At 43.0% G+C, this 16951-nt stretch carries 13 protein-coding genes and 1 riboswitch; of the genes, 7 read left to right on the top strand and 6 right to left on the bottom strand.

Translation table 11 applies throughout. The annotated features are described in order from the left end of the window. Nucleotides 1-5: 5 nt before the first annotated feature. Nucleotides 6-752: a FadR/GntR family transcriptional regulator gene (locus tag RE317_RS15505; protein ID WP_005848829.1), complete on the bottom strand. Its 747-nt coding sequence runs from the start codon at nucleotides 750-752 to the stop codon at nucleotides 6-8. Between the two features lie 502 nt (nucleotides 753-1254). On the opposite strand from RE317_RS15505, the gene RE317_RS15500 reads away from it, so the two are divergent. After that, nucleotides 1255-2028 carry a prephenate dehydrogenase/arogenate dehydrogenase family protein gene (locus tag RE317_RS15500; protein WP_005842565.1) on the top strand — a complete coding sequence of 258 codons (774 nt, stop codon included), beginning with the start codon at nucleotides 1255-1257 and terminating at the stop codon, nucleotides 2026-2028. A 62-nt stretch (nucleotides 2029-2090) separates the two neighbouring features. On the opposite strand, the gene RE317_RS15495 is transcribed toward RE317_RS15500, so the two are convergent. Continuing rightward, the gene (locus tag RE317_RS15495) at nucleotides 2091-2264 is read right to left on the bottom strand and encodes a hypothetical protein (RefSeq protein ID WP_005848831.1); all 174 of its coding nucleotides are present in this window, start codon (nucleotides 2262-2264) and stop codon (nucleotides 2091-2093) included. A gap of 1 nt (nucleotide 2265) precedes the next feature. Next, nucleotides 2266-3237: an alpha/beta hydrolase gene (locus tag RE317_RS15490; protein WP_008668004.1), complete on the bottom strand. Its 972-nt coding sequence runs from the start codon at nucleotides 3235-3237 to the stop codon at nucleotides 2266-2268. Between the two features lie 262 nt (nucleotides 3238-3499). Further along, nucleotides 3500-3727: riboswitch (cobalamin riboswitch) on the top strand. 65 nt (nucleotides 3728-3792) lie between these two features. On the opposite strand from RE317_RS15490, the gene RE317_RS15485 reads away from it, so the two are divergent. From RE317_RS15485 to RE317_RS15460, 6 genes are all read left to right on the top strand, one after another. Next, nucleotides 3793-5814, top strand: coding sequence for a TonB-dependent siderophore receptor (locus RE317_RS15485; RefSeq protein ID WP_005848834.1), 2022 nt, complete (start codon nucleotides 3793-3795; stop codon nucleotides 5812-5814). 13 nt (nucleotides 5815-5827) lie between these two features. Then, nucleotides 5828-6970, top strand: a complete 1143-nt coding sequence (locus tag RE317_RS15480) for a YncE family protein (protein ID WP_008668001.1) — start codon at nucleotides 5828-5830, stop codon at nucleotides 6968-6970. Between the two features lie 151 nt (nucleotides 6971-7121). Then, on the top strand, nucleotides 7122-7532 hold the full coding sequence (locus RE317_RS15475; protein ID WP_008782379.1) for a hypothetical protein: 411 nt from the start codon (nucleotides 7122-7124) through the stop codon (nucleotides 7530-7532). A gap of 1 nt (nucleotide 7533) precedes the next feature. After that, nucleotides 7534-8661 carry an ABC transporter substrate-binding protein gene (locus RE317_RS15470; RefSeq protein WP_008667997.1) on the top strand — a complete coding sequence of 376 codons (1128 nt, stop codon included), beginning with the start codon at nucleotides 7534-7536 and terminating at the stop codon, nucleotides 8659-8661. A gap of 115 nt (nucleotides 8662-8776) precedes the next feature. Further along, a complete protein-coding gene (locus RE317_RS15465; protein WP_008667995.1) occupies nucleotides 8777-9808 on the top strand; it encodes an iron ABC transporter permease in 1032 nt (343 codons plus the stop codon). Further along, nucleotides 9808-10815, top strand: a complete 1008-nt coding sequence (locus tag RE317_RS15460; protein ID WP_008667992.1) for an ABC transporter ATP-binding protein — start codon at nucleotides 9808-9810, stop codon at nucleotides 10813-10815. Before RE317_RS15465 ends, RE317_RS15460 begins: the two co-directional genes overlap by 1 nt. Nucleotides 10816-11406: 591 nt before the next feature. Here the strand turns inward: RE317_RS15460 and thrC are convergent. The 3 genes from thrC to thrA form a co-directional block, all read right to left on the bottom strand. Next, a complete protein-coding gene (thrC, locus tag RE317_RS15455) occupies nucleotides 11407-12708 on the bottom strand; it encodes a threonine synthase (protein ID WP_117699746.1) in 1302 nt (433 codons plus the stop codon). Between the two features lie 90 nt (nucleotides 12709-12798). Next, entirely contained in the window at nucleotides 12799-14010 is a 1212-nt protein-coding gene (locus RE317_RS15450) for a cofactor-independent phosphoglycerate mutase (RefSeq protein ID WP_117873408.1), read from the bottom strand. Between the two features lie 4 nt (nucleotides 14011-14014). Beyond that, nucleotides 14015-16447, bottom strand: a complete 2433-nt coding sequence (gene thrA, locus RE317_RS15445; RefSeq protein WP_005848849.1) for a bifunctional aspartate kinase/homoserine dehydrogenase I — start codon at nucleotides 16445-16447, stop codon at nucleotides 14015-14017. Nucleotides 16448-16951: the final 504 nt, after the last annotated feature.

Below are 16951 nucleotides of genomic sequence, written 5' to 3'. Positions count from 1 at the left end.
ATCAATTAGACTGAATCCATATCATGGGATTCCTTCAACTTTTCCCGTTCCGACATAAAAATCTTATAAACCGCAAAATGACGTTCCAATGCGTCACGATACCCCGCTTCATCATTCTTCTTTATATATTCCAAAAGGTCGGCATGAGTGACCAAATCGCCGTTTTTCTTCATTTCGACATTGATAGGCTCAAGAAACCTTTTGAATTTATCCTTTACAAATACCATCACCGGATGAATGATCTCCTGAAATTCCCGGATAGTCTTATTTCCGGTAATCTCATAAAGTTTAGCATGAAAAGTAAATTCACTTATAGGCGCATACTCATTATTTTCAAACACAATACCCAAACGCACTATTTCTTCTAATTCCACAATATCTTCAGGTGTAATATTCCGAAACAGATCACTACATATACCTATTTCCAAAGCTATCCTAAAGCCAAGTATATCAAATAATGAATCCTCGCTCAAAATACGAGGGTCAACCACCCGCTTCATTCCACCTAAAATAGAAGGTTCTGTCAGAATCATCCCTTTCCGGGTACGTGTTTCTATCATCCCCATCATTTTTAAACGGCTCAAAGCTTCACGTAACACACTACGTGCCACCCCTAGAGCAGCCGCCAAATCCAACTCATTGGGAATAGAATCTCCTATACGCAAATCATGCTCACGAAAATAATTCAGCAAGCTGTCCTCAACCTGGTCAACTAAAGTTACAGCCTGATTATGAAGTTTCAAATTATACATCTGACTGATATTTAAAGTTAGCGAATTCAATTTATCTTATTTGTCTGACAAATAAATATATTTTAAGCTTTAAGTACAAGAAAGACAGTTACCAGTTCATTCACCTTTAACCATGTTTAAGCAAAGGAGAGCAATATTATTACATTTTAACAAATGAAAAGTCTATGAGGATTCTTCTAAATCATAAGACATGGAGGATTTCTCATCAAGAAAATACAAAAAAATCTTTTTTTTGATTTGCACCTTAAATAAAAGTATTACTTTTGCCCTCAAATTTAGAACAAAAAGAAATCAGGCTTATGAATTTGTTTACTTATACATATTATTCTTATTATTACTTTTACTTCGGCAAGAAAGTAGAGTGGGAATTTGTATGTATGAAATAACAGATAATAAATACTGAAATTGAAAAAGATACGTTGGATCCCGCTCCTAAAATGGATGCGGGATTTTTTTGTAACACTATAAATTTAGGACATTAATAAATAAACATAGAAAGATTATGAGAATTCTAATTTTAGGGGCCGGTAAAATGGGCTCCTTCTTTACCGATGTATTGAGCTTCCAGCACGAAACCGCTGTATTTGATGTAGACCCGAAACGCCTTCGTTTCGTTTACAACACCTACCGATATACCACACTCGAAGAGATTGAAGAATTCAAGCCCGAACTGGTTATCAATGCGGCAACCGTGAAATATACGCTGGATGCTTTTCACCAAGTATTGCCCGCTCTCCCCAAGGATTGCATCATCAGCGATATTGCCTCGGTAAAGACCGGACTGAAAGAGTTTTATGACCAATGCGGATTCCGTTATGTATCTACCCACCCCATGTTCGGTCCCACATTTGCCAACCTTGACAAACTGAGCACCGAAAATGCCATCATCATCAGCGAAGGCGACCATCTGGGTAAAATCTTCTTCAAGGACTTATACCAAAACCTTGGTCTGAACATTTTTGAATATACCTTTGAAGAGCACGATGAGACAGTGGCCTATTCGCTATCCATCCCTTTTGTTTCCACTTTCGTTTTTGCGGCAGTGATGAAGCATCAGGACGCTCCCGGTACTACTTTCAAACGCCACATGAAGATAGCCAAAGGAGTATTGAACGAAGACGACTACCTGTTGCAGGAAATTTTATTCAATCCCCGCACCCCTGCACAGGTAGAAGGTATCCGTACAGAATTAAATGAGCTGTTGGATATCATCAACAAGAAAGATGCTGCGGGGATGCGTGCCTATCTTAGCAAGATTCGAGAAAAGATTAAATAACGCATCAGTATAACATAGAAGAGGATGTCAAAGCTTCAACAAGACTTTTGGCATCCTCTTTTTTATTTTATCCATAAAGATGGCTTATCAACATACGACACAACAGCCACACCATCAGATGCTCTACCGCATAACACCAACCAGACAGGATTGGGTGCCGGACCGAAATGAATCTCCCTCAACGGTGCATCACACGCAGGGCATTTCAACGGCAAACGTTTCTTTATTTCTCCCATATCATTTCAGTTTTTTCACAAATGTACTGACAGAAGCTATCAAAGTACTGTTCACCGGCAGAGAAGGATTCCCGTAAGTAAGCATCTGCTGCTGTACGTCCTTTGATTCACAATCTTTCAGCACATGGTTCATCTTATCAATCAAAAGCAGTTCGGCAGCCGGGCAACCCTTTTTCAGAAGTTCGGCATCCTCCACCGAAACCTGAATATCATTTTTACCCTGAACAATGAGGACCGGCACTTTGACGGAAGCAATCACCGTCCGGGGATTATACTTGAACCAGGAAATCAAATAAGGTTGGACAGAAGCCCGATACAATGATTGCAGATAAGCCGGCACGTCACTCACTTCCTTGCCGTTTTTCAAGGACCCGTTAATGGATGCCACCTCCTTCCGCACCGCTTCCGGATTCTGTTGAGCAGCCACTTGCGCCTCTATAATCTCGTAGGCAGGACGCCCCGCACCGGCAACCGAGATATAGCCTTTCACCTTCGGCCGGTTCTGACAGGCCAGCATTCCAATCAGCGCCCCTTCGCTATGTCCTGCCACCGTGATTGTCGTAAAACGTTTCTCTTTCGCCAGGTAATCAATCCAGCCCGTCACATCATTCACATAATCTTCAAAACGAAGTTTCGCTTCCTCCTTACCTGCCGACGCACTGGTTCCTATCCCCCGCTTGTCAAAGCGCAAGGAAGCGATGCCGTTTGCCGCCAAGCCTTCCGCCAGAAACTTCAACGAATTATTCCTCAAATTGCCAATGGCTGAATTACCATCCATATCCGTAGGTCCGGAGCCGGCTATAATAAGCACCACCGGACAGGTTTTCACCCCACCGGGCAAAAGCAGTTTTCCTTTGATTTGTCCTTCCTTGGTGTTCAGCACCACATTTTCTTCCAAAGGAAGCACTTGTGCCCGACAACAAAGACCGCACAGGAAAAATAAACCGACTAAAATAAAATTCAAGTGTTTCATCTATTACGTATTTTAAGATTATCCATTTAACAAATATAGTGATTGTATTGAATAAAGCGAATCAATATTTGAATGTTGTTAAGCATCAGTTTTATTTTATTCAATACTATTCTATTTTATCTTCAACATAGATAGAATCAAGTCGTTTTGTCACTAAAAAAAGAACCGTTATACACGCCTACTTTTGCTGGGAGAAAATAAATCTGTAACTAATTAAAAAAAGGATTTTTTATCATTTCCCTTTTCTTATTCATCCAAACAAACTATCTTTGCCATGTTTTGTTCCGCGTACCTCCGACTGATGCGAGGAAGCGGATGAAAAGGGAATCAGGTGCAAGTCCTGAACAGTCCCGCTGCTGTGAACTCCATCTACCCCTATAAGGGGATAGGTTTACTTATCCACTCACGCCACTGCCTGTATATATAATAAGGTGGGAAGGCAAGTAAACAGGAGTAAGTCAGAAGACCTGCAAAACGTAAAGTCATCGACCGTCGCTTTCGAGGAAAGAGCAGCGGTAAGAATGCGGTATTTATTCATTAATATGTTTTTTTTAAATGAAAGGAAATAACCAGGCTTATAAGCTATGGCTTTGTCTGCTTTGCAGCTTTCTCCTATTGCCGCTTGAAATACAGGCACAGGAGAAAGGAGATTCCATCACCGGAAAAGTGCATAAAATAGATGAAGTTACGGTTACAGCTGAACGTACCAAGCAACAGGTTAAAAGTAGCAGTCCCTTCCAACAACTCAACAAGAAGCAATTGCAACAACAAGGCATTACGGATATTGCTGATGCTTTACGTCGCTTTTCAGGAGTCAACATAAAGGATTATGGGGGTGCAGGAGGAATGAAAACTATCTCCGTCCGGAGTTTAGGAGCCAAACATACAGCCGTAGTTTATGACGGGGTTACACTCAGTGATTGTCAAAGCGGACAAATAGACTTGTCTCGTTTCTCTATTGACAATATTCAACAAATTTCACTGACCATTGGGGACAATGAAGATATTTTTGTACCGGCACGTACAGTTGCTTCTGCTGCCGCCTTAAAATTACAAAGCATATCCCCGGATTTTTCAAACAAAAAAAATCACTTGACGGGACAGATAAAGACAGGTTCTTTCGGGATGATTAATCCCCTTATCCGCTACGAACAAAAGTTTAACGAAAAGATTTCAGCATCTACCACTGGTGAATTTATGAGGGCAGATAACCTATATCCTTTCACTTTAGTCAACGGAGATTATGTTTCCAAAGAAAAACGCTATAACAACAACATTCAAACCTACAGAGGAGAACTGAATCTTTACATCAGCCCTAATAACAGAAGCACACTGAACGGAAAGATTTATTATTACGATACAAATCAGCAATTACCCGGTGCAGTCATTCTTTACAACGCGAAAAGCCGTGAGAAGTTACGCGAACGAAATTTCTTTTCACAAGTACATTACCGTACTTATTGGGAAAATAATCTTTCTTTGTTAATCAATGGGAAATTTAACTGGAGCCAATCTCATTACCACGATGAAGGAGGAAAATACCCCGGAGGAGAATTAAACGACCGTTATTTCCAACGAGAATACTATACATCAGGAGCATTACTATATACTCCGACTAGTCACTGGAGCATGGTTTATGCGGCAGATTACATATATAATAACCTAAATGCCAATACTCCTAACAATACAAGCCCTTACCGGCATTCTATATTACAAACAGCAACTCTCCGATATCAAACTGATAACATAACAGCTGTTGCCATACTACTCGGATCGATATATCTTAATGGTGCAAAAGAAGGAAACGGAGCTGAGAACCGGCGAAAATTATCCCCTTCCTTCTCTTTTTCATGGAAACCTTGTACAGACGGACAGCTATACCTTCGGGCTTCCTATAAAGACATATTCAGAGTGGCTACTTTTTCTGAAAACTACTTTGACCGGATGGGTAGCCGTGACCTTCGTCCCGAAAAGGCTCAACAATATAATATAGGTATCACTTACCAGAACAACTTTACAAGCTGGCTACCAGCAATCAGTCTGACATTGGATGGGTATTATAATAAGGTAAAAGATAAAATTGTGGCAATGCCCTATAATATGTTTATCTGGAATATGGTAAATTTAGGCAAAGTAGAAATTTGGGGAGTAGATGCCAATATAAACACCACTTTCCAACTGGCAAAACATTATTCCTTACTATTGACCGGAAACTATACCTATCAATATGCAGTAGATAAAACAGACCCGGAAGTCGTATATTACAAACATCAGATTGCATATACCCCACGTCATAGCGCAGGTGCTTCTTTAGCCTTGGAAAATCCTTTCATAAATGCTTCTCTTCATGCTACGGGTGTGAGCAAACGGTATATTGCATCCGAAAATCGTCCAAGTAATGAAATGGATGGATATATAGAATACGGCCTTTCATTATACCGCAGCTTCAAGATAAAGAAGTTTACATACAATCTTCGGGGAGATATTATTAATTTGGGAAATAAACAATATGACATAGTGAAAAGCTACCCGATGCCGGGTAGAAGCTATAAACTAACTTGCAGTATTCATTTTTAAAAATTATATAAGTATGAAATTCAAACATTTATTTTTTGCAGCAGCCTTATTTAGTATAGCCCCGCTGTTCTGTGCTTGTAACGATGATGACAATGAGATCGAAGTTCCTAGAGATCCGGAAGAAGACCCTTCTTCACAACCCGACACGACTCCTGAAGCAACTTCGCCAACCGAGGCAACAGGCTTGTACGTTATTAATGCAGGTAATCTTAGCAACAATGTTAATGGAACACTTTCTTTTATTAACTTTGAAAAAGGAACAGCAAGCAACAATGTATTTTTTGACATAAACAAAAGAAGTTTGGGAGGTACCCCTCAAGATGCAATAGTATATGGTTCGAAAATGTATATTGCCATATATGGTTCAAATATTATAGAAATAGTAGACAAAAATACAGCTAAATCCATCAAACAGATTGTTCCGACATCCACTCAAGGGGAAGGTCCACGTGATATTATAGCTGCTAATGGAAAAGTATATGTTTCTATGTATGATGGATATGTTTCTCGTATCGACACTCTTAGCCTAACTATTGATGCTACATTAAAAGTTGGTCCAAATCCAGAAGAGATGACAGTGGCCAACGGCTACCTGTATGTTGCTAACTCAGACGGAATGAATTATGGTGCAGATTATGCAAATGGAAAAAGTGTTTCTAAAATAGGCCTAAAGACATTTACAGAAGCAAAAAGAATACCCGTAGGACTAAATCCCACTAAAATTTGTTCTACTACGGAAGGAAACGTATATGTCTTAGCAATGGGTAATTATAATGACATATCAGCTAAAGTACAAAAAATTGACAATATGAATATTGTTACAGATGTAACGGAAGCAACATTAATGACTGTAAAAGATAATACCCTTTACCTTATCAATGCTCCTTATGGCGCAACGGAAAATACTTATTTCAGTATAGATACAAAAACAGGAAATGAAACAAAAAATTTAATAAATCAACCTGTTGATAGCCCTTGTGGCATCGCAGTCAATCCATTTACCGGAAATATTTATATCAGTTCTTACAATATGGTTGGAGGATGGCCAAGTTATACCACTGATGGCTATGTAAACGAATATTCGGCAAACGGCAAATTTACAAACAAATACGATGTAGGGGTAGGTCCATGCGGATTAACCTTCTTACTGAAATAATAAAATATGGTTTTGCTTCTCTTCACTTTTGATGAAGGAAGCAAAACTACAATTATTTCCTTCATAAATTAAATAATCTCATAAAACTTTCCTCATTTTTGATAACCGTGTAGAGATTATCAGCCCGGGATGCCTTCCCGATGGGCTGACGGTGGAAAGCATCAAACTGGGAAGCGCCGTAGTACGCAATCCTTTCATTGCCAATTTCTGTGCTAAAACGATGCCTTATCGCGGGCTGGGCTCGGGGATTATACGTGCACTTCAAGAAGAGCCGAATATAAAATTCATTAATGAGCCGGCAGGAATGCAGTTCATTTCAATAATAGACAGAATCGCTGATGAGGGAGTAAACGAAGATGAGGGAATAAATGAGGGAATAAACGAACTTGAGAGCCTTATCCTCACCTTCTTGGAAAAGAGACCCGGTGCAAAAGGATATGAAATTGCAGAATATATCCAAAAAGGAGCTGCTACGACAGAGCGTTATTTACGATCACTGAAAGATAAAGAATTAATAGAATACAAAGGTTCCCATAAAACCGGCGGATATTATAAAAAATAACATGAAACAAGTAATCCTATTCACCTTCTTGCTTGCCCTTCTTTCCTCCTGCGGCGGAAGAAGCAAGACTGCTTCTGTAATAGAAGCAGAAAAAGCAATCCCTTTGCGTTATGCAGAAAACCTCAATCTGTCTGCAACCGAAGACTATACCATTGCCCGCCTGCGCAATCCTTGGGATACGACCCGGATACTGCATACCTACGTCTTGGTTGACAAAGAAAAGTCCCTGCCTGCCGACTTGCCGGAAGGGACACTTGTCCGCACGCCATTGAGCAAGGCCGTTGTTTACTCATCCGTACATTGCGGATTGCTCAACCAGATTGGTGCTTTGAAAAGTATTGGAGGAGTCTGCGATTTGAAGTATATCAAACTGCAAGAAGTGCAGGATGGCTGCCGCACAGGAAGCATCACCGATGTAGGGAATGGAATGAACCCGGATATAGAAAAGATAATCGACCTGCACCCCGATGCCATTATGCTCTCCCCTTTCGAGAACAGTGGCGGATACGGACGGGTGGAGAAACTCAACATCCCCATTATCGAATGTGCAGACTACATGGAAACTTCGGCATTGGGACGTGCCGAATGGATGCGTTTCTACGGCCTTCTGTTCGGTGAGGCACAAAAAGCGGACAGCTTGTTTGCCGAGGTGGAAAAAAACTATAATGAGCTGAAAGCATTGGTTGCTCCCCTTTCATACGCACCGAGCGTTATCAGCGAACTGAAAAATGGTTCGGCATGGTATGTTCCAGGAGGTAAAAGCACCTCTGCACGCATCTATGCGGATGCCGGGGCCAATTATGTGTTTGCCGATGACGAGCATAGCGGTTCTGTTCCCCTAGCCTTCGAAACCGTGTTTGACAAAGGTCAGAATGCAGACTTCTGGCTCATCAAATATAATCAGGCCATTGACAAGACTTATAAGGAATTGGAGCAGGACTATGCTCCATACACCGGTTTCCGTGCATTCAAGGAACGCAACATTTATGGATGCAACACAGGGAAGGTAGACTTTTACGAAGATTCCCCTTTCCATCCCGACCGATTACTGAAAGATTTGATAAAAATATTCCATCCTACGCTTTTAGAAGGGTATGAATTAAAATATTTCACTAAATTAGCGGAGTAAATCACCGTAGGGTTATGTCAAAACGTGGATAATGCTGCCCCTACAGCTGACGATGGGATAGGCCAGGTTAGTTTTGACACACTCCCTACAGTGGGCGTAACCCCAAACAGTATCAATGAATAACAAAGGAACAAAATACGGTATCATACTGCTCCTCATCATCCTTGCATTGACAGGAGCCAACCTGTTGTTCGGCTCGGTAAACATCCCTGCCGAGGCGGTGTGGCATATCCTTACAGGCAATGAAGTAGAAAAGGCAAGTTGGAGTTTCATAGTCTGGGAATCCCGCCTGCCGCAAGCCATTACCGCCCTCCTTTGCGGAATGGCACTCGCAGCATCGGGACTGATGTTGCAAACCACATTCAATAATCCTTTGGCCGACCCTTCCATACTGGGCATCAGTTCGGGAGCCAGTTTGGGAGTTGCCTTGGTCATGCTGGCAGGCGCAGGTACGATTACTGCCGGAGTATTCACTTTATCCGGATTCCTGTCCGTCATTATCGGAGCATTCATAGGCTCCATGCTGGTGATGGGAATCATCCTGTTCTTCTCCACTTTGATAAAAAACAGCATCATGCTGCTCATTATAGGTATCATGATAGGGTATATCACTTCATCTGCCATCTCCCTGCTCAACTTTTTCTCCACGGCAGAAGGGGTGCATTCCTACATGATTTGGGGAATGGGAAACTTTGGAGGAGTATCTTTGCAGCAGCTTCCCTTTTTCTCCTTGGTCACAGCGGCGGGACTGCTGATTACCATACTGCTGATAAAGCCTCTGAATGCCCTGCTGCTGGGAACACGCTATGCCGAAAACCTGGGAATCAACATCCGCCGTACACGTAACCTGCTGCTTGTCGCCACCGGATTACTGACAGCGACGACCACCGCTTTCTGCGGCCCGATTTCCTTTATCGGACTGGCCGTGCCGCACATTGCCCGCCTCATGCTGGGAACCTCCAACCATAATTCTCTGCTACCTGTCACCATGCTGACGGGAGGAGCCATTGCCCTGCTCTGCAACTTCATCTGCATTCTGCCGGGCGAAGCAGGTATCATTCCGCTGAATGCCGTCACTCCGGTCATTGGTGCGCCCATTATTATTTATGTCATTGTGAACCAACGTAAAATCCAGTACTTCAACTGATGGAAAAGCAAGCTGTCATCACCGCCACAGACCTGTGCATAGGTTATCGTACCCACAAAGGAGAAAAGAAAGTGCACGAACACCTTTCTTTCGGACTCTATCCGGGAGAACTGACCAGTCTGCTTGGAGCAAACGGGGCCGGAAAATCAACTTTGCTCCGCACCCTGTCCGCTTCGCAACCTTCACTGGCAGGAGATTTGCAATTGCTGGGCAAGCCTTTGCAGCAGTATTCGGAAAAGGAACGTTCGCGCACCATCGGTGTAGTCCTGACAGACAAGACACAAGCCGGAGGGCTGACCGTGTATGAACTGGTAGCTTTGGGACGCCAGCCGCATACAGGCTTCTTCGGACGGCTCCATCCCAAAGACCATCTCATTATCAAAGAGGCATTGGATGCCGTAGGCATTGCCCACAAAGCCGAAAGCTACACCGCCGAACTTTCGGACGGAGAACGGCAAAAGGTAATGATAGCCAAAGCATTGGTTCAGGAATGTCCGCTTATCATCTTGGATGAGCCGACCGCTTTTCTAGACGTGGTGAGCCGCATAGAAATCATGACTTTGCTGCATCAGCTGGCGGTGGAGCAAAACAAGGCCATCCTGCTATCCACCCATGACATAGAACAAGCCCTGGTACTGTCGGACAAGCTTTGGCTGCTGTCCAAAGAAACAGGACTGCAATGCGGAGTGACGGAAGATATGATTCTGAACCATCGGATGGACACGCTGTTCTCACACAATAATATCCGGTTCGATTATGATCATGGCATCTACTATCCAACCGTGAATGGAAAGCAGGAAATAACGGTGGAAGCGACAGACGAAACCTTATTGCACTGGACTATCAACGCACTGAACCGTCACGGATATACTTGTCTGCAAACCCAAAACGTTCCTGCCGGTCTGCCCCATCTACAAGTCATCACTCCCGATGCCTTGTACCTCACCTGGGGCGGGAAACAACGGACATTCACTTCGTTCGGGAAGTTGCTGGAAGAAATAAAATAAAGACACGCATCAACCATTCCGGATCATGCGCAGTATCTCTCTGTAAATCAACAATATAATGTGAAAAAACATTCTAAATTCCCCTAAAACGGTTTTCCATTCTCCGCTATCAAATTCGGCTTGACGTATATCGGTTGTTCTAATTCCTGTGCCATAGTTGCGGTTACTTCCTTGCAGGAGAGCGTCATAAGGCTTATTTTTGCCCATCTGCATTTGTTGCTTCACCCAAGTGAAGAGGCGATTTCACTTAGATGAACAGCCGTTTTCGCCTAAGTGAAACAGTTGCTTCACCCAAGTGAAATATCAAATGAAACGGAGTGAAAATGAAACGGAGTGAAAAATACGGTAGGAACAAACTTTGTTACATACGTAACAGGATTCGATAGCCGGAAGCATACCGATTGAAGGAGGTTTGAGATTCTTTTACACAGAAAGTAACTAGTAATGAGCACGTTGCTGTGACGGAACTTTTTTGTTCTTTATGTAAACAAGCCCAAAGTAACTATTCAATCCGCCCCTACGGTAAACCATTGGATAGTTACTTTGGACTTTTGCCCCTCTCTTTTCTTATCAGATATCTATTTCTAAAAGCTATTCTTTCATCAAATAGCCTTTGAAACTTTCAAAGTCTTTTTCCATCGGAACACTTTGTTTGGTTCCTTTCATAAACGCTTGCAGTTTGGCGGGAATCTCCACTTTGTCTCCAATGATGCCTTCCACAGTTTCCAGGAATTTAGCCGGATGTGCCGTTTCCAGGAAAATACCCGTTTCGCTGGCGGACAATCCTTCGGATAAAGCACGATAACCGCAGGCTCCATGCGGATCGAGCAAGTAATCGGTTTCCCAATATACCTCACCCACCGTTTCACGAATCTGTTCATCCGTATAAGTCGCACCAGAGATATCCGCTGTTATGGCAGCATGACTGTTACCGTACAATGCCAGTACACGGGCAAAATTACTTGGATCTCCCACATCCATTGCATTGGCAATAGTAGCTATGGAAGGGCGAGGATTGTATTTTCCGGTCTGTAAGTATTGGTAGAAAATATCATTCCGGTTATTGGCTGCAATAAAACGCTTGACAGGCAAGCCCATGCGTTTACCAAATAGTCCGGCGGTGATATTACCAAAGTTTCCGCTAGGTACGCACACTACCAGATGATCCGCTTTTCCTTCTTTCTTTAACTGTGCGTAGGCATAGAAGTAATAAAATGCCTGTGGCAGGAAACGAGCCACATTGATGGAGTTGGCAGAAGTCAACTTCATGTGCGCATTCAAATCAGCATCCATAAACGCATTCTTAACCAATGCCTGACAGTCATCAAAAGTACCGTCCACTTCTAACGCTGTGATATTCCGCCCCAGAGTAGTGAACTGCTTTTCCTGAATTTCACTGACTTTTCCTTTCGGATAAAGCACATACACATGAATACCTTCCACTCCGAGGAAGCCATTGGCTACAGCACTACCGGTATCCCCCGAAGTCGCAACCAGTACATTCACCTGCTTTTGCCCTTCTTTTTTAATGAAGTAGCCCAACAAACGGGCCATGAAACGTCCACCTACATCTTTAAATGCCAATGTGGGACCATGAAACAGTTCCAAAGAGTAAATATTATCCTTTACCTTTACGGCAGGAACATCAAAACTCAATGTATCATAAACGATCTGCTTCAGTGTTTCAGCAGGAACATCCTCACCGAAGAAAGCATCGGCCACGCGATAAGCAATTTCCTGAAACGACAGATTCTCAATCTGATCATAAAACTCTTGCGGCAATGGCTTGATGGCCTTGGGCATATACAAACCTTTGTCAGAAGCCAGCCCCTTCACTACAGCTTCTTCCAGAGAAGCATCGGAAGCCTGGTGATTCGTACTGTAATATTTCATAGTAAACAATTTTTCAATGCGTCAATGTGCTAATGTGCCAAGGGCTTTGCATGGAGGGTTGCCATTGGGGCAAATTAGCAAACTGCCACATTATTTTTTCATAAATTCATTCATAAACTCATCTTCTTTCAATATTCCATAACTGCCTTCCACACATGCCACTTCATCAAAGGTCTGCACACAGTCCGGTTCTATACCGGGATAATAGATAAGGAAAGGCACAGGTTCGGCCGTATGGGTACGGAGTTCGCAAGGCGTAGGATGATCCGGAAGCACGGCGATAGCCACAGGCTCATCCCAATCCTTCACTGCTTCATAAACAGGTCCTACAACACGTTTGTCCAGATTTTCAATAGTAAACTGCTTCAACTTAAAATCTCCTTCGTGACCGGCCTCATCACTGGCCTCAATATGCAGATACACAAAGTCGTCCGTCTTCAATGCTTCCAATGCTGCAGCCACCTTATTCTCATAATTCGTATTATATAAACCGGTAGCCCCCTCTACAGCAATACGGCGTAATCCTGCATAATGTCCTATGCCATTGATTAAGTCCACCGCTGAAATAACAGCCCCTTTCTTTATGGCCGGATACTTCCCGGAGAGAGGTTTCATCTGCGGGCGATACCCCGGACTCCAAGGCCAGATACTATTAGCAGGATCTTTGCCTTCGGCTATACGTTTTTGATTAACCGGATGATCTGCCAACAATTCCTGGGAAGCCAGGATAAGATTATTTATCAATCCGGCTGTTTCCTGCGCCTCCGGTACTTCCGCCTTCACCATGAGCGGACGGAAAGGCTGCAAAGGCACATCATGGGGCGGGGTGCAGTCCAATTGTTTATTTCCCCCTTTTATCACCAACAAATGGCGATATTGTACACCGGTATAGAAATGAATCCGGTCAGAACCCAATTTTTCTTCCAAATATCTAACCAGCACATCAGCTTCTTCGGTAGTGATATGTCCGGCGGAGTGATTTTTTATCTTCTCATCTTCGATGCAGATAATGTTACAACGCATAGCCATATCGCCCGGTTGCAACTCCACCCCGATGCTTGCTGCTTCCAACGGTCCACGGCCTTCGTACACCTTCGGTAAATTATAGCCCATAACAGACATATTCGCCACTTCACTACCCGGATGAAATCCGGGAGCAACTGTAACCAACCTCCCGGTACGTCCCATAGCGGCCAACTTATCCATATAAGGTGTACTGGAGTATTGCAGCAATGTTTTGTTTCCCAGTGATTCGGCAGGCCAGTCGGCCATACCGTCGCCTAAAATAATAATATGTTTCATAAGCCTAAATATTAGCGATGCTCATGATATCGGCAAATACTCCGGCGGCAGTCACACTGGCACCGGCCCCATATCCTTGTATCATCATCGGATACTCTTTATATCGCTCGGTTGTAAGCAGAATAATGTTGTTGCTGCCTTCCAGACCATAGAATGGATGTTTGCTGTCCACTTCCTGCAAAGACACACTGCCTTTCCCATCTTCCAGTTTGGCTACAAAACGCCAGCGTTTGTTTTCATCCTCCAGCTTTTGACGGCGTGATTCAAAATCCGCATCCAGGGAAGGTACTTTCTTCCAGAACTCCTCCAACGGGCCTTCAAAGAAATCATTCGGTACAAAAAGATGTTTTTCCACATCTTCCTGTTCCAATTTATATCCGGCTTCACGAGCCAGAATAACCAGTTTACGAATCACATCCTTGCCACTCAGGTCAATACGCGGATCGGGTTCCGAGTAGCGCTCTTCCTGTGCCATTTTGATGGTCTTGCTGAAAGGAATGTCCGCGCTGATTTTGTTAAAGATGTAATTCAGCGTACCGCTCAATACCGCCTCTATTTTCAATATCTTGTCTCCGCTGTTTATCAAGTCATTGATTGTGTTGATAATGGGTAGCCCTGCACCTACATTGGTTTCAAACAAGAATTTTACACCGCGACGGCGGGCTATTTGTTTCAGTTCGCTATAAACGGAGTATTCGGAAGAAGCAGCAATTTTGTTGGCCGCTACCACCGAAATATTATTCATCAGAAAATCTTTATATAAGGATGCAACTTCTGCACTGGCTGTACAATCCACAAACACAGAGTTGAATATATTCATACCTATAATCTCGTCATGCAACACCTGAGTGGACGAAGGCATTCCTTTCTCTGCCAACTCTTCCTTATAATGTGACAAGTCTACGCCTGCACGGGTAAACAACGCATGATGTCCATCGGCTATACCTACCACTTTCAGCTTCAAACCGCGTTCCTGCATCAACTTTTGTTGCTGACAACGGATTTGCTCTATCAAACTGCCTCCTACCGTACCTGTACCGCAGATAAAAAGGTTCAGCACCTGATATTCGGACAGGAAGAACGAATCATGAATCACATTCAATGATTTGCGCAGTGACTTGGATTCTACCACGAAAGAGATATTGGTTTCCGAAGCACCTTGCGCACAAGCAATCACACTAATGCCGTTACGGCCTAAAGTCCCGAACAGCTTACCGGCGATGCCCGGTGTATGTTTCATGTTCTCACCGACAATGGCAATGGTAGCCAAATTCATTTCGGCAACAACCGGACTGATTTCCCCCATTTCTATTTCTTTGGAGAATTCCTCATTCAGCACTTCACAAGCCAGCGCCGCATCTTGATTACGCACACCGATAGAAGTACTGTTCTCGGAAGATGCCTGCGATACCATAAACACGCTGATGCCGTTTTGTGCCAATGCTTTAAAAATCCGGAAATTCACTCCGATCACTCCCACCATTCCCAGACCGGTAACCGTAATCAAACTCGTATCATTGATGGATGAGATACCTTTAATGGCTTTAGAACCGGAATTCACTTCCTGCTTTATGATAGTTCCCTCGCCTTGAGGATTGAATGTATTCTTAATCAGAATAGGAATATTCTTATGACATACCGGATAAATAGTCGGCGGATAAACCACCTTCGCTCCAAAGTTACAAAGCTCCATCGCTTCCACATAGCTCAACTCATTAATGGTATAGGCCGTACTGATTACACGCGGGTCTGCCGTCATGAAACCATCCACATCCGTCCATATTTCCAAGCTATCCGCATTCAGTGCCGCAGCTATGACAGAAGCGGTATAATCTGAACCGCCACGTCCCAAATTGGTCACTTCACCACTGTTCTTATCAGTAGAGATAAATCCGGGAACCAATGCCACTTCCGGTAATTTCTGGAAAGTTTCTTTAACCAAGCGAGTGGTCAGTTCGGAATCCAGAATATGTTTGGCATGTTTTTTTTCAGTCTTAATGAAGTTGCGGGAGTCATACCATACAGCCCCCTTTATCAACGAAGCTACAATAATAGACGACAAGCGCTCACCATAACTTACAATAGTAGCCGACGTTTTAGACGACAAGTCCTTTATCAGATAAATTCCCTGAAAAATATCCTTCAGTTCACTCAACAATTCATTGACCTTATCCAATAAAACAGTACGCTCATTACCTGCCGGAATTACGGTATATACCATTTCAATGTGACGATTCACAATTTCACGGTATTCTTTCTCGTATGCGGAATCCCCATTGGCAGCCATCTGCGAAGTATTGATTAACTTGTCAGTTATACCGCCCAATGCCGACACAACTACAATTACGGGCTCTTCAACTGCCTCTACTATCTGTTTGACGCTTAAAATGCTGTTCACGGAACCTACGGATGTCCCGCCGAATTTCATAACTTTCATGCAATTATCTATTTTTATTCCAGCTTCTTTTGCCATTCTGTCCTCCGAGCCATTTCAAGTCCGGTAAAGAATCTACTTTCGTTTCACCCAGCATGACAACGAAAAGAAACTGTATCTGTTTACACTAAAAAAATAAAATTAAAAGCTTGTTTTGCTTACGTCCGTAAGCGTGTATCACGTAGAAACACATATACTATCCTTAACCCCGAGGGGTCATTGTTGTGGATGTGGACATTGTAGTTGTCATGTGCCCCATCCCTAATGTGGTGGTTGTATGGAGATAGTATATCGTCATTTTATTATTGTTCTTCTTCTGTTTTTTATTTGAACGATGCAAATATAAAAACAATTTCCTACAATCTATCACAATTTCCCATTTTTTTGCGATAAAATATAAGAATGCTTTTTATTAAAGCAGAAATAAGACAAAACTTTTTTATCCTGCCCATGTTGATATGCAGAACTATTTCCTTACCTTTGTACAAATTCAGCCTCAAGTTGCGC

The organism is Phocaeicola sp. GP0067, assembly GCF_031119655.1.
In the GTDB taxonomy this organism is placed as follows: domain Bacteria; phylum Bacteroidota; class Bacteroidia; order Bacteroidales; family Bacteroidaceae; genus Phocaeicola; species Phocaeicola vulgatus.
The sequence above is the reverse complement of the archived record's forward strand: the minus strand, read 5'-3'. Positions and strand labels throughout refer to the sequence as shown.